This is a genomic window from [Flexibacter] sp. ATCC 35208, assembly GCF_001975825.1.
GTDB lineage: Bacteria > Bacteroidota > Bacteroidia > Chitinophagales > Chitinophagaceae > Chitinophaga.
This window is the reverse complement of sequence record NZ_MTKN01000019.1, coordinates 128,274-142,690: the sequence shown is the minus strand read 5'-3', so window position 1 is coordinate 142,690 and position 14,417 is coordinate 128,274. Positions and strand designations below refer to the sequence as shown.

The window sequence follows — 14,417 nt, the reverse complement described above, 5'->3', positions numbered from 1 at the left end:
AAAGTGTAAACAACTTCGTTATAAAAAAGGGAATCCACATAGAGATTGTCGCAAATTTATTATTGTAGCAGAGGGGGTGAGGGAAGATGATTATTCTAGTTATTTTAACAGATTAACACCAAGAGTGGAAATCAAAATTAATAATGCAAAACGTTGTGATAAACATAAAGAGCATTATTTTCCAGAATTGAATGTTACAAAGGTTTACATTCTGGGTAATCAGTTATTAGAATTTTTAGGTAATAATTGGCAGGTTTGATTTGAGACAGTAAAATTTCCTGTGTTAATGGCCTATGGTTGTGAATGATCTCAATAGGCCCAAAAACCGGGGAAGGCACTGCTGCCGCGCCATTCCCCCTTCCCCATCCCGACAGGGTTTCAAACAATGGGTAAGGAGTCTACACAATATATTTTATAGTCTCGTGATGACAGGTTAATGAGCATTTTCTTCAAAGCGTTCCAGATACTTATCAATAAATTCCTGTTTCCTTTTCGCCCTATACTGCATTACAAACCTTGGATGCTCCAAGGGAACTATTTTCTTAAAGAACCCCTCTTTCTCATTTAATTTGATTAAAAACTGGCTATTCTTTCCCGTTCCTAAACAATAACACACATTTCTATCCACCCCAAACTCCAATTGTTTTTTTATATTCTCCACCATAAAAGGATACACCGCCTTTGTCAGCTCCGCACTGTCATAGTAGTTATAATTAATTTCTGTCCCATCCTCTTTTACGGCCGTAAATCCCAATGGGGATACGGAGGCAAAATAGAAATCATGATAAAATTGCTCCGGCCCGCCATATGCAGCAATTACATCATAAATGAACACTGATGATGGCTCGTGTGTTTGTATACCGGAAATGGATATACCGCAAACTGACTGCAACCGTTTGGTATCTGTAAATGGAATGCCTGTGGATCCGGAACCTAAGCGACCTGGGTTAATGCCCATGATAATCTGCCTCGGGTGTTGGTCTCCATAAAACCGGCGGTAGAATTGTTTCATGATATCCATGACCTGCGGCTGTTCACGAAATGGATTCATAATACGGATGCCTTTGGGTAGCTTACCTGTATATTGTAGGTGGGTATTAAAATCGATGACGTGATCGGCGAAGGTCTTTTTCATGATGCGAAAATAAGCAATAAGCAGAAGTTGGTATTTCGCAAAAAGAAAATAATTAATAATTTAGTTGTACATGAAGCAACGTTTTGGAATCCTGTTCCCCCTCATCCTGGGAACCTTTATGGCGGGAATAGACAGTAGTATCGTGAATGTTTCCCTCCCCACAATGAGCACTCAATTTGGGGTTGGGCTGGATGCAATAGAATGGGTGATTGTAGCCTACATGCTAGGTTTCTGTGTGTTTATGCCCCTCACCACCTGGCTCAAAGAACAGATCGGTTTTTATGCATTGTACCTGATCAGTTTGTCGATCTTTACCTTCGGCTCCTTATTATGTGCGATCTCCAACAGTCTGCCGGAACTAATTGCGGCCAGGGCTATACAGTCCTTCGGCGGCGGTGCAATTACGCCTACTGCCATGGCGATATTGACGTTGGTCTTTCCAGCAGAAGAAAGAGGTAAAGTCATGGGGTGGTGGTCGCTGGGTAGTATTGCCGGACCGGCCATAGGACCGACTTTAGGAGGTACGCTGACCAACCTTTATGGCTGGCCTTCGATATTTTATATCAACTTGCCGATTGGTATTCTGACCATCGGCATCGCAGCATATAGTTTACGGTTCTTAAAGGCTAATGTTCGCCAGCCTGCTCGGTTTGACGCCAGTGGATTCGGACTTTTTACTGTCTTTATTGTGTTGTTCCAGTATGCTATCGCTGTATTGCCAGCTAAAGGGCTTACATCGCTGGGGGTATGGATACCTTTTATTGTCAGTATTATCGCAATTGTTGTATTTATCCGGCGCAGTTTACCGAATCCGCAGGCGCTATTTAACCTGCATATTTTCAGGCACAGGATCTATACTTATTGTATCTTAATCACCTGTGTGCGATCGGTTGCTATCTTTGGTGGTTTGTTTCTTCTGCCCTTCTTATTACAGGGGCAAATTGGGTTTACTGAAATTGCATCAGGGTTATTAATTTTACCTTTCTCAGCGGTGATGGCGCTGGTCACACCTATTGCCGGATCGCTGTCTGATAAAATTGGACCACGAAGATTGATCATAGCGGGGCTTATATTAGTTGCTATATCTATGATACAGCTTTCACAATTAAATACACCTGCTTTATTTCCTATCATTGCTGCCATGGTCGTGAGAGGGCTTGGTATTGGTTTGTTGGTGTCGACTATTACCTCCGCTGCTATGAGTGCAGTTCTTCCGGAAGAAGTCACGCAGGCATCATCTATGTTTTCATTATTACAACAATTAAGTGGTACTATTGGTATTGCATTTAGTGGGTTGCTTCAGCAATACATTATGCGATATTATACTGATGGGAAAGGATATACGGAAGTTGTGGCGCATCATTACGGCATACAGGATACGTTCTTTATAGCAGCTGTATTGGTAGTGATGACCGTACCTATTGCTTTGAAGCTACCAAATTTTGTGAAACGGCCGGTTAAGTGAATGCAGGGATTAAGAGGGGAAAGGGAATAGATAGAGAAAAGTTATAAATCACATCCTCGCACATTCACATAGAGGAATTTCATAAATTACATCTGCGCACATTTTTATACCTTAATTTCAAAACCATGCAGCACTCGGCAAAGATTACGACGCTATTCCTGGACATCGGCGGGGTATTATTAAGCAACGGTTGGGACCGTGCAGCCCGTAAAGAGGCAGCCAGGATCTTTAACCTGGATATTATAGAACTGGAAGAACGCCACCACCTTACCTTCGATACTTACGAAGAAGGCAAGCTCACGCTGGATGAATACCTGACAAGAATTGTCTTTTACGAACACAGGGAGTTTACAAGGAATGATTTTAAGGAGTTCATGTACAGCCGTACGACTCCTTATCCCGAAATGATAGACCTTATCTGTCAGTTAAAGGATCATTATAAACTGAAGATCGCGATTGTCAACAATGAAGGACGAGAACTGAATGAATACCGCATACGGACTTTCGGCATTGATAAATTTGTAGATTTCTTTATTTCTTCCTGTTTTGTGCATTTCCGCAAGCCTGATGCTGATATATGGCGAATGGCGCTGGATATTGCGCTTGTAAAACCACAGGAGGTATTATACCTTGAGGACCGTGCAATGTTTATTCATGTTGCTGAAGGGCTGGGGATTAATGGGCTTTTGCATGAGAATTATACAAAGACAGTTGAGAAATTGAAGGAATGGGGACTTGAACTTCCTCCTCAATAAAAATATCGCACTGCAAAAGGCAGGACGGTTATTAATGTAATGAGGCTTCTCCCCTCCCAAAAAAGAATCTAACGGCAAAAGGCAGAAGAGTCCTTAATGTAACGTGGGCTTCTCATCCCCAAAAAAGAATCTAACGGCAAAAGGCACGAAGGTTATTAATATAACGAGGGCTTCTCCCCTCCCAAAAAAGAGCCTCCCGACAACCGGAAGGCTAAAGGGGGTGCAAATCAACGTAATAGAAGATTATTTAAGTAGTATTACAAATATATGTTGGACCGCATATATATAATATCCCACGAACCGTGTAATTTTATCGGGAAGCATTCCTGTACAGAAATGCTTCCCGATACAACTACTTCCACACCAAAGTCACTACTGCTCCTGCCTTTAGCTCATATTTATACACCCGCGCCCCATCCTGCACAGAAAAAGCCTTTGCCTCCTCCCCGCTATTCAGCGCTACCAGCACCCGGCTACCATCTTTATTTAAAAACGCCACATTTTCCACCCCCTCAGGATGTGATGAATAGATCCTTTTCGCCCCGGGCCGTACAAATTTGCTGAAATGCGCCAGCGCATAGTACTCTACATTCTTTGTCACCGTCCCGCTGTCTGACCGAACCGTTACCACCCCTCTGCAGTTCATACACCCCTTGTTCACCTTCTCCCCTGCCTGTGCAGGCTGATTGGTCGTAGGACCGTTATTTTCATCCAGCGCCATATTCCAGAGTAATACGTTCTTTGACCAGTTATTGACGGTGCCTATCAGTAGATTGCCCACCATATATTTCAGGTTGCCTCCAAAGTCAGGCGCCCAGCTCCCACCGGAACACTCTGTGAAATATAACCCCTTGTCAGGGTGCGCGGCATGTACCAGACTCATAGCACCTACTGCACCTTCATAGCAATGGAAAGCTGCACCAGTTACGTACTTCCCAGCCACCGTATCGTCTAAAATAGAAATCGGGTATTCCGGGCTATTCCAGTTATGATCGAACAATAATATATCTGTATGGATACCTTTTTGTTGTAATACAGGTCCTAAATGATCCTTAATAAAGGTTAACTGTTCAGGCGCCGTCATCTTCATGGTAGGATAGGCCGCTTCGTATTGCGGCTCATTCTGTACACTCAGACTGGTTGCGGTGATGCCTTCAGCACCTAAGGCCTGGATATATTTTGCAAAATAGGAGGCATATGCAGCATAAGCATCCGGTCTTAATGAACCACCTTCCAGCTTGTCACTGGTTTTCATCCATCCCGGTGCACTCCATGGAGTTACCATGATGTGGATACGAGGGTTAATTGCCACCACCTCTTTTAGTACAGGGATCAAAGCACCCGTATCTTTTGCTATGCTAAAATGCGCCAGACTATCATCCCGCTCACCCGCAGGCATATCGTCATAACTATAAGGCGAAAGAGAGAAATCAGATGCGCCTATTGACAGCCGGATATAATTTATCCCGATCCCTTTTTCTGCATCAAACAATTCATCGAGCAGTGCTTTGCGCTTAGGTGCTGTCATGTATTGCTGCATCACATATGCCGATGACCCGGTCATAGCCGCACCAAATCCTTCTATCTCCTGGTACTGCTGACTGGTGTCAATTTTTAAATTTAACAATGCGGTGTCCTTCTCCGATTTTAGAAAAGCCTGCTCCTGAAATAACTGTTTTTCGTCTCCTGTAGTAAGGAAAACACGTGCATTCTCATTTTTCTGGGTACAGCCGCCCAGTACCGATGCTAAGCATCCGGCATACAACCATAACTTCATGATAGGAAAGTTGAGAAATGGGGGCCGTACCGGCCCCCACATGAATTATAACTTAGCCTGTTGGCAAATTTACCACATTGATCATAACCTAACCTGTTGGCCAATCCACCACATAGTTTATAACTTAAACTTCGCGGTCAGCTTAGCCACACTTATCATAACCTAACCTGCTGGCAAATCCACCACATAGTTTATAACTTAAACTTCGCGGTCAGCTTCGCCACATGCACTTCAAAATCACCCGGCTCCAATACCGGCTTGCCATCCACACCTGCAAATGCTAACTGCTCTACAGGAATATCAAATGTCACTGTCTTACTCTCCCCTGCCTGCAGCAAAATCTTCTCAAACCCACGCAGTCTCTTCACATCAGGCGAAATCAATGTCGCTACCAAATCAGATGTATACACTTCTACTGCTTCTTTACCGGCTTTACTACCCGTATTCTTCACATCTACTGTTACGCGCACCACACGGTTCGCCACCTCAGCTTTAAGGTTGCTGTATTCAAAAGTCGTATAGCTCAACCCTGTACCAAATGTATACTGCGGATTGTAATCTGCTTCATAATTATACACCCCTTCTGCCTTTGTCTGCTCTTCTGATGGCTTATGAATATACCCTATCAGCGCATTTGGATAACGTGGATACGTATACGGCAATTTACCGGATGGATTCACATCACCATACAACACATCTGCTATCGCATCGCCACCAAAATTACCGGGCAGATAACCCAGTACCACACTTTTCACTCCCTGCTCAAACTTGCTGATGATACGCGGACGACCTTCTGTCAGTACCAACACTACTGGTTTACCAGTCGCAATCAGTTGCTGTGCCAGTTTGGTCTGGTCATCGCCGATATACAGGTCATTCAGGTCACCCGGTTTTTCTGCATATGAGTTTTCACCCAGACACAATACTATCACATCCGCCTGTTGCGCAGCAGCTACTGCATCTGCCAGCCGATCAGGCGCTTCTTCGTACCACTTGCCATCAGCCTTGTAGCTCACACCAGGAATGTAAGTTACATTCTCTGCACCTGCTTTCTTTTTCAAAGCGGCAAGGATGGTATTGTATTGAGCCGTAAACTGGGGTACCTTTTCTCCCTGCCAGCTATAGCTCCACGCACCATCCAGTGTACGCATATCATTTGCGTTCGGGCCAGTGACCAGTATTTTAGCCCCCTTTGTTAATGGCAATACATTACCTTCATTCTTCAGCAACGTAATCGCTTCTGCTGCTGCATCATAAGATGCTTTTTCAAACTCTTTGCTACCAAATAAAGGATAGTCTTTGTAGTTAGTAACCGGTTTCTCAAAGAGGCCCAGTTCAAACTTTACACGCAGTATTCTACGCACTGCATCATCCACTCTTGCCTGTGGCACCTTTCCTTCTTTCACCAATTCAACCAGTCCTTCGCAGAATGGTTCATAGTTGTAAGGAATCATGGACATATCAATACCAGCATTGATAGCCAGCATGATCGCCTCTTTATCGCTACCTGCTATATGATCACGACGGTACAGGTTTTCAATATCTGCCCAGTCAGTCACCGCCAGTCCTTTAAAGCCCAGTTCTTCCTTCAGTAATTTCGTCAGAATTTCGTAGTTCGCATGTACAGGTATACCATTGATCTGACCAGAGTTGATCATAATGGTATGTGCTCCTGCTTCTACCCCGGCTTTGAAAGCTGGCAGGTGGTATTCATACAGCTGTTGTTTGCTGATGTTCGCAGGTGTACGGTCCTTGCCGGATACGGGTGCCTGATAACCTAAGAAGTGCTTGATACTCGCAGCTACATGGGTTGGATCATTCACATCATTCTTCTCCCCTTCATAGCCTTTTACGATTTCATGTCCCATCTGTGCACCAAGGTAAGGGTCTTCACCAAATGATTCCCATATACGCGGAAAACGGGGATCTCCACCTAAATCCAGCACCGGAGAAAATACCCATGGGGTATTACTGGCCCTTGTTTCGTATGCAGTGATCTCTGCACCTTTGCGTACCAGCGCCCTGTTGCGGGTAGCTGCCTGTGCAATCTGCTGCGGGAACAAGGTGGCGCCTGCTGTATAGGTCGCACCATGAATCGCGTCAATGCCAAAGATCACGGGTATCTGCAGGGCGTTGCCTTTCATTGATACCTGCTGAATATAGCTGACAACCTCCCACCATCTTTGCGGGGTCAGGGCTTTATTATTTGCAGTGTTCAGTACGGAGCCGATCTTGTACTTCACCAGTGCTTTCTGCATCTCTGCCGTATCGATCACCAGCGGGTCAAAGCTCGCAAAACGGTTAGGGCCTTTCCCAACTACGTCCAGCGTAATCTGGGCCATCTGCCCTACCTTCTCTTCGAGTGACATCTTTGCCAGCAAAGCTTCTACCCTTGCATTTATCGTCGCGGAATCATAAGCTACCACTTTGGCAGGTGGTGCTGCTTTTGTTTTTTTCTGCGCGTGCACCTTTGTGAGCGGGCATATCATGCCACCCACCAATGCAACTGTCAGCAGACGTTTTCCAAAATCCATGTTGTTGTGTGTTTAGAGTCGCTATAGAATATATTTCTCAGCGGGAATTGAGCATATTCCCGCTGAGAAGATAGCCCCCTTTTAAAGGTTAAACAATGATTAATATCCTGTATTCTGGGTCAAATTCTTATTCAGCAACCTGTCCTGCTCCGGTATCGGGAACAAATACTGATGCTTGTCAGTATTCACCCCATAATTGATGGTGGTACCGGATTCATCTTTCTGACTGTTCATGAGGGTCACCACATTCACATACCCGTTTTTCTCTGCACGCATCAGGTCATTCCAGCGGGTACCTTCGTTCACCAGTTCCAGTCTTCTTTCATTCAGGATGGCGGTGGCCAGGTCAGTCTTCGTAGTCGCAGTAGTATTGTCCAGACCTGCACGGGTACGGATCTGATTCAGCAAGGTGATAGCGGTGGCTGTATTGCCTAACTCGTTATTTGCTTCTGCTGCCAACAAAATAATATCCCCCAATCTTAATAAGGTAATATTATCAGTACTATTCCACCCACTTGGATCAGGCCATTTGTTCATAAACGGAATTGCTTCGGTATATTCCCAGGCCGCTGCCGGACTGTTAAAACTCGCATTGGCAATCTGCCAGTTGAACGTGGCAGTATAACGTGCTCCCGCCGTATCGCCAGCTGCTTTGAATGCCTGAATCAGATCATAAGAACCGATGTTACGTTTTGCCCACTGATCAGATGCTACATATGCAAACATCTCCACCCCCCAAAAGCTGTACGTACTACCTGAATACTGAATCTCCAGGATCGCTTCACTGTTGTTCTTATTCGCAGCGCCCCATAAGTTGGCATAGTTACCTACTAATGAATAGGTACCGCTGCTGATCACTTTATTCGCATAGACGAGACTGTTAGTATAGTCCCCCATCTGCGCATAAGTCTTTGCCAGCATGGCATCGGCAGCACCTTGGGTTGCACGGCCATACTCGCCATTATAAGGAGTAGTATTTAAAGTACTATCTGCATACACCAGGTCTGTGATGATCTGTGCATATACTTCGGTGCTGGTAGCACGGGAAGGATAATAGTCACCACCGTTATCTTCTGATGTAATCAGCGGTACATCGCCCCACTCTGTCACTAACCAGTAGTAGTTCATGGCACGCAGAAAACGGGCTTCACCCAGTATCTGCGCTTTGCGGGTGGTACCTGCCCATTCGTCGGAATTCAGGCCGGGTACTGCATCCAGCACAGCATTCACTGCACGGATATTGTTGTATAGTTCCTGCCAGTCACGCTGGATATTGGTATTTGTCGCCACATAGGTAAACATCTCCAATGGTTGCTCTGCCGAAGTGTTATCACCGTTTACATAGCAGTTGTCAGAACGACCATCTGTATTCATCAGGTTATCGTACTGGAAGAAGTTACCATTGGCCATGGTGCGGTAAGCACCGGTCAATCCCTCTTCCGCATCAGTAGCAGAGGCATAAAAGCTACCGGTGCTCAGGTCAGATTCAGGTGTTTTATCAAGAAAGCTCTTTTTGCAGGCAGTAAATGCCATGGCGAAAGAAAGCGTATATAAGAGTTGTTTTTTCATGTTTCCAGGATTAAAGCGGTTAGAACTGTACATTCAGGCCCAGGGTATAGGTCTTTGCTGCAGGGTACGTACCATTATCTACACCCAGTGTCATCAGACTCGCGCTGGAACCGGCATTGGTCGCCTGGTTGTTGGTACCTGTACCAAAACCATTGATCTCAGGATAATATCCTTTGTAGTTGGTGATGGTGAACAGGTTCTGAGCGGTGGCATATACACGCACTCCAGCCACACCGATACGTTTCAGCAGAGATGCATCTACATTGTAAGCCAGGGTAGCGCTACGCAGACGGAAGAAGGAACCATCTTCCACATAGTTGCTCGCAATCTGGCTTTGCAGTAATGCAGCCGCTGTCGCATTGGTAGTACCGTTGTCTTTGGCACGTGGAATGTCTGTTACATCGCCCGCCTGTTTCCAGCGACGAAGTACGGAAGCGCTTTCGTTCGTGTAGCCAGTCAGGTTTTCAATTTCCATACGGGTTTCATTGTACACTTTGTTGCCGTGTACACCGTCGAACAATACATCCAGTGAGAATTGCTTGTAGTGGAAATTAGAATTGATACCGTATGTGTACTTTGGCAATGCATTGCCCAGGTCCATCATGTTGGCACTGTATACCATGTTGCCCGTTTGCGGATCTACGCCCATGGCTTTGTAACCCCAGAAGGTACCGAGTGAATAACCATTCTTGATCAGACCTGTGTAAATAGGTTGTTTACTACCGCCTACGCTTACACCGCCAGTCTGGTAAGAGGTGGTAGAATCCATACCGGTGATCTTGTTACTGTTGAAAGAGATATTCGCGCTTACATCCCAACCCCAGTCTTTCTTGTCAACGACGATCGCATTCGCACTCAGTTCTATCCCTTTATTGATGTCGTGACCAGGCAGGTTTACAGCGGTTGTAGCACCACCAGTGGTGAGTGGCAGCTGCTGGGTAAAGATCATGTCATCCACTTTCTTGTAGTAATAATCTGCAGAGAAGGTGATCTTTGATTGCAGGAAGCTTGCATCAAAACCGATGTTCGTTTGCTTAGCAGTTTCCCAACGCAGGTTAGGGTTGCCAATCTGGCTGCTGGGGCTTACACCCGGACTAGCCGCACCGGAGCTCCAGGAATAAGCGGAACCGGCACTCAGCAAACTGTAAGTTGGATACAGCATGGTATATGGAGGCAGGTTACCAGTTGAACCATAACCAGCACGGATCTTCAGGTTCTGTACGAAGGTCACGTTCTCCATAAATTTCTCCTGGCTCACTTTCCAACCTACGGATACCGCAGGGAATGTGCCCCACCTGTTATTGATACCTACACGACTGGAGCCATCTGCACGCAGCGTGGCGGTGAACAGATAGCGATCTGCATAAGAGTACATCAAGCGACCGAAATAAGAATTCGTGGTCCAGTCGTATTTGCCTGTGCTGATAGAATAATTTGTACTTGCACCATTCAGTGTAGTAACGGTACCGGAAGCAAACCCGGTTCCATACTGGCTGCTAGTGGCAATCTTTTCTTCCAGTGCGGAAGTACCGACTACTACATTCAGGGCGTGTTTGCCAATATGCTTGTCGTAAGTCAGGGTATTATCCCAGCTGTAGCGGAACACTTCGGACGTGTTTTCACGACCGGCGCCGGTGAGGGAGATACCATACAGACTGGTGTAAGGATTCAGGAACCAGTCGTAGCGGGAGTTTTCCATGATGGCGTTGAACTGGCTACGGTACTTGATATTGAATGGCAGTGTAATTTCGGTGTACACATTGCCCAGCAGGTTGTTGGCAATGGTCTTGTTTTCAGACTGCCAGATATCGGACAATGGGTTATCGCCGGAGAAGAAGTTGCTGTAACCATACACGCCGGGGTACGGAGAGCCCGCAGGCATCTTAATAGGAATATATTCAGGAGTTACGAGGGCGGCAATTACCGCACCACCGTTCTGGGTAGAAGCGTTTTGTGGAGTGGAGCGCTGGTAAGAGCGGTTGTAACTCACGTTACCACCTATGCGCAGCCATTCTTTTGGTTTCTGATCCAGGCTGAGTTTTACAGAATAACGGTTAAAGTTGGAACCCACCATGATACCATCCTGGTTCAGGTAACCAACGTTGAAATAGTAAGTCCCTTTGTCAGAACCGCCGGACATACCCACGTTTGCGCCTGTTTGCATGGCTTTGCGGTAGATGATGTCCTGCCAGTTATTGTTGGTAGAGTCCAGGTTGTAATAAGAAGGCAGACTTGGCGTAGTACCATGAATGTCTGTCATGAGGTCTACCCATTGGGTGTTGTTGAGCACCGGCAGTTTCTTTACGATCTGCTGCATACCGGTGTACACATTAGCATCCACTTTCGTAGTGCCCTTGTTACCTTGTTTGGTCGTGATCATCACCACCCCGTTAGTAGAACCGGCTGCACCATAGATACCGGCAGCAGAAGCGTCTTTGAGTACAGTGATGGACTCGATGGTATTCGGGTCGATAGTTTTGATATCGCTGGCCAGTACCCCATCTACTACATAGAGTGGTTCACCGCCATTGGGACTACCGATACCACGCACTCTTACAGAGAGGTCTCCACCTGGCTGACCGGAAGGTACAGAAACCTGTACGCCCGGTGCTTTACCGGTAATCGCTTCTACCGCGCTCACGATGGGACGACTGGAGATGTCTTTGGTAGATACGGTGGTAATGGCAGATGTAACGTCTTGTTTCTTCTGGGTACCGTAGCCGATCACGACTACCTCGCCCAGGTCAGTTTTACCATCTGTCATGGTGATGTTAATTGCGGAACGGCCGTTTACCGCGATCTCCTGGGAAGCATAGCCTACATAAGAAATTTCTAACGTGGCGGTGCCGGGAGCGGACAGGTTGTAAGAACCATCGCCCTGGCTGGTGGTTCCTTTAGTGGTGCCCTTGACCCTGATGGTGACCCCAGGCAAGGCATTTCCTTTACTGTCTTTGATTTGTCCCCTGATGTTGCTGTTTTCCTGTGCGAACAATTGGCAGCATAACATTACCAGGAAGGTTGTCAGGAATGTTACCCATTTTTTCATAATGTGTGTGTTACGTCAGTTTGATTTAGTGGAAAAGGATACGACTGTATCAGTTGGCTTCATAACGTTTATGAGGATAAAGTTAAGGGTATTTATAGGTACCAATCAAAATTATTTTATCTTAAATGGCTGAATTTAAATTAGTTATAAAATATTTGATACGCTTCAGTACCGTTGAGTAATACGTTTTGAAAGGCTTGATAATGACAGATTACATGGCGATTTTCCTTATATCTGGTAGGAAACCACTGATACGGTTTAATACCATTTAAAAATAATTTGTTGATGCGGTCAACCATCTTCCTTATCGTCCAATACCAATAAACTCCACCCCTGTCCATTAGCATTTTTGAGGGCTTTTTTCCTTTCTTCCATCATTTTGGTAATGCGGGAAGCGTAAGACCAGCAGGTACTTTGGCGGATTTCCAGGATCTCGGACAGTTTATGGGAAGAGATCTTTCCTTTGCTGCTATAAACTAAAAAGGTGAGATAGAAGGCTTTATTAATAGGAATACGGATATTCTGGTAAATGGTGTACGCGGTAGCGGATTCCTCGTAGCTGCATTTGGTACAACGGCGGCTAAAAGGCTGGTGCCCGGGATAGAAATTATCATTCCCGCACTTGCGGCAATGGTAGGGACCAGTCCATTTCAGGTCTGCCAGGAATTGGAGACAGCTTTCCTTGTCAGGGTAGATTTTGCTAAATTCTTCAAAATCAAGGGAAGTAGAGAGGGCGCGGGCGCGGCTGACCTCTTCCACATTTGTTTGCAGTTGTTTATTGTGTAGTTCCAACAGGGCGTTCATGCGGGAGATCTCTGCCGCCTGTTCGGAGATCTCTTTCGTTCTCGCTTTGACCTGGGCTTCCAGTTCCTTGTTCAGGTTATCTTTTAAATGGGCATTTTCAGTCATCTGGCGGATCATCTGGCGGTGGGCTTTGTCCCTTTTGCGTTTTAACAGGCGAACTTTATCCCCTACGGCGAAGCTGAGGAAAAACATCTCCAATATAAAACAGCAACTCAGGCTATAATAGCTGATGGCGCCAAAATTCAGCCAGGTATACCCCAGCATGATAAAGAACTTGAGCATAAAGCCCACGAAGAGAAAAGCGTACCCCAATACAAAGAAACGGGCCGGCCGGTAGCCTTTGGACCATACATGGATACCTGTGTAGAATGCGACCGCCAGGGGTAATAGTTCTATGAATTTATAATTGAACCAGTAAGGATTGATGAACAGACAGCCGAGGAAATACAGGCACCTGAGTCCTATGACTACGTTTATGAGGCGGTACAAAAACGGCTGCCGGACCTTTAAGTGTAATAAGCTACTGGTAAACAGCAGGGCAAAAATACTCATGGTGAGCAATGGCCAGGCAAATGCCTGCTGGTTCCAGTTGGGCCAGTTGGGCCAGAGCCACTGATAGGCGATACCATCTGTACAAAGCTCGTACAGGGCTACGCTCATTACATATAATACATAATATAGGTATTGGCGCTGGCGCATGGCGATAAACATGATCAGGTTATAAAAGCTGAAAATGAGGATCATGCCATAGAAAATGCCGAAAGTGAGGTATTCGGAGAGGGCGTAACTTACAAACCGGTCGATGGAGCGGAGTACAATGATAATATCTGCCGTTTGGGAGGATTGGATCCGGAAATAATAAACGGCGCTGTCCTGCCGGAAGTTGTCCAGGGGGATTTCGAAGTTCTTATGCCGGAACCATCGCTGGGCAAAAGGATATCTGGCGCCTAATTGGAGCTTTTTAAATGCCCCGGTCGTATCAGGCAGGTAAGCCGTGATTTCGTCAATGGTCTGGTCGAAGAATTCGAGGAGATAGTATTTATCGGCTTCCCGGTTATGACCGATGCAGATACGATACCAACAAACGGCGCCCAGCTGTCGGTTCTGAGGCGTACTTTCCAGGCTGGCGCGAAATTGCGCCTGCATGGCAGGCTGAATCACATCGTGGATATTCAGATTGCCATGCGGGTCGTTTAGAAATTCGATCTGGGCATAGGTAAATATGTGTTCATTCAACGAGCTGTCGATATGCACTACTTGCTGCCCTTTAGCAATAGTGGTCAGTAGCAGCCATGCCCCCCATAAAAGCCAATTACGCATAGAGCGCAAAAG

At 46.0% G+C, this 14,417-nt stretch carries 9 protein-coding genes; 3 read left to right on the top strand and 6 right to left on the bottom strand.

Going from position 1 to position 14,417, the window contains the following annotated elements:
* Positions 1-259, top strand: a 259-nt coding sequence (locus BW716_RS36765) for a hypothetical protein (protein WP_179091133.1), incomplete at its 5' end; no start/stop codon positions are given.
* A gap of 174 nt (positions 260-433) precedes the next feature.
* On the opposite strand, the gene BW716_RS14235 is transcribed toward BW716_RS36765, so the two are convergent.
* On the bottom strand, positions 434-1,135 hold the full coding sequence (locus tag BW716_RS14235) for an SMUG2 DNA glycosylase family protein (RefSeq protein WP_083723234.1): 702 nt from the start codon (positions 1,133-1,135) through the stop codon (positions 434-436).
* 70 nt (positions 1,136-1,205) lie between these two features.
* Here BW716_RS14235 and BW716_RS14230 point away from each other — a divergent pair, with 70 nt between their 5' ends.
* Both BW716_RS14230 and BW716_RS14225 read left to right on the top strand, forming a co-directional pair.
* Complete coding sequence (locus BW716_RS14230; RefSeq protein WP_083723233.1) at positions 1,206-2,600, top strand: DHA2 family efflux MFS transporter permease subunit; 1,395 nt, start codon at positions 1,206-1,208, stop codon at positions 2,598-2,600.
* Positions 2,601-2,725: 125 nt separating this feature from the next.
* The gene (locus BW716_RS14225) at positions 2,726-3,355 is read left to right on the top strand and encodes an HAD family hydrolase (RefSeq protein WP_083723232.1); all 630 of its coding nucleotides are present in this window, start codon (positions 2,726-2,728) and stop codon (positions 3,353-3,355) included.
* Between the two features lie 352 nt (positions 3,356-3,707).
* Here the strand turns inward: BW716_RS14225 and BW716_RS14220 are convergent, their stop codons facing one another.
* From BW716_RS14220 to BW716_RS14200, 5 genes are all read right to left on the bottom strand, one after another.
* A complete protein-coding gene (locus tag BW716_RS14220) occupies positions 3,708-5,132 on the bottom strand; it encodes a glycoside hydrolase family 30 beta sandwich domain-containing protein (protein WP_083723242.1) in 1,425 nt (474 codons plus the stop codon).
* A gap of 191 nt (positions 5,133-5,323) precedes the next feature.
* Positions 5,324-7,666: a glycoside hydrolase family 3 N-terminal domain-containing protein gene (locus BW716_RS14215; protein ID WP_083723231.1), complete on the bottom strand. Its 2,343-nt coding sequence runs from the start codon at positions 7,664-7,666 to the stop codon at positions 5,324-5,326.
* Positions 7,667-7,765: 99 nt separating this feature from the next.
* Positions 7,766-9,235: a RagB/SusD family nutrient uptake outer membrane protein gene (locus tag BW716_RS14210; protein ID WP_179091132.1), complete on the bottom strand. Its 1,470-nt coding sequence runs from the start codon at positions 9,233-9,235 to the stop codon at positions 7,766-7,768.
* Positions 9,236-9,254: 19 nt separating this feature from the next.
* The gene (locus tag BW716_RS14205; RefSeq protein ID WP_083723229.1) at positions 9,255-12,281 is read right to left on the bottom strand and encodes a TonB-dependent receptor; all 3,027 of its coding nucleotides are present in this window, start codon (positions 12,279-12,281) and stop codon (positions 9,255-9,257) included.
* A gap of 291 nt (positions 12,282-12,572) precedes the next feature.
* Entirely contained in the window at positions 12,573-14,405 is a 1,833-nt protein-coding gene (locus BW716_RS14200; RefSeq protein ID WP_083723228.1) for a 7TM diverse intracellular signaling domain-containing protein, read from the bottom strand.
* Positions 14,406-14,417: the final 12 nt, after the last annotated feature.

What these genes read in the sequence shown, in the direction of transcription:
- BW716_RS14235 (WP_083723234.1), bottom strand. Translation starts at nt 1,135, where the DNA reads ATGAAAAAGACCTTCGCCGATCACGTCATCGATTTTAATACCCACCTA.
- BW716_RS14230 (WP_083723233.1), top strand. Translation starts at nt 1,206, where the DNA reads ATGAAGCAACGTTTTGGAATCCTGTTCCCCCTCATCCTGGGAACCTTT.
- BW716_RS14225 (WP_083723232.1), top strand. Translation starts at nt 2,726, where the DNA reads ATGCAGCACTCGGCAAAGATTACGACGCTATTCCTGGACATCGGCGGG.
- BW716_RS14220 (WP_083723242.1), bottom strand. Translation starts at nt 5,132, where the DNA reads ATGAAGTTATGGTTGTATGCCGGATGCTTAGCATCGGTACTGGGCGGC.
- BW716_RS14215 (WP_083723231.1), bottom strand. Translation starts at nt 7,666, where the DNA reads ATGGATTTTGGAAAACGTCTGCTGACAGTTGCATTGGTGGGTGGCATG.
- BW716_RS14210 (WP_179091132.1), bottom strand. Translation starts at nt 9,235, where the DNA reads ATGAAAAAACAACTCTTATATACGCTTTCTTTCGCCATGGCATTTACT.
- BW716_RS14205 (WP_083723229.1), bottom strand. Translation starts at nt 12,281, where the DNA reads ATGAAAAAATGGGTAACATTCCTGACAACCTTCCTGGTAATGTTATGC.
- BW716_RS14200 (WP_083723228.1), bottom strand. Translation starts at nt 14,405, where the DNA reads ATGCGTAATTGGCTTTTATGGGGGGCATGGCTGCTACTGACCACTATT.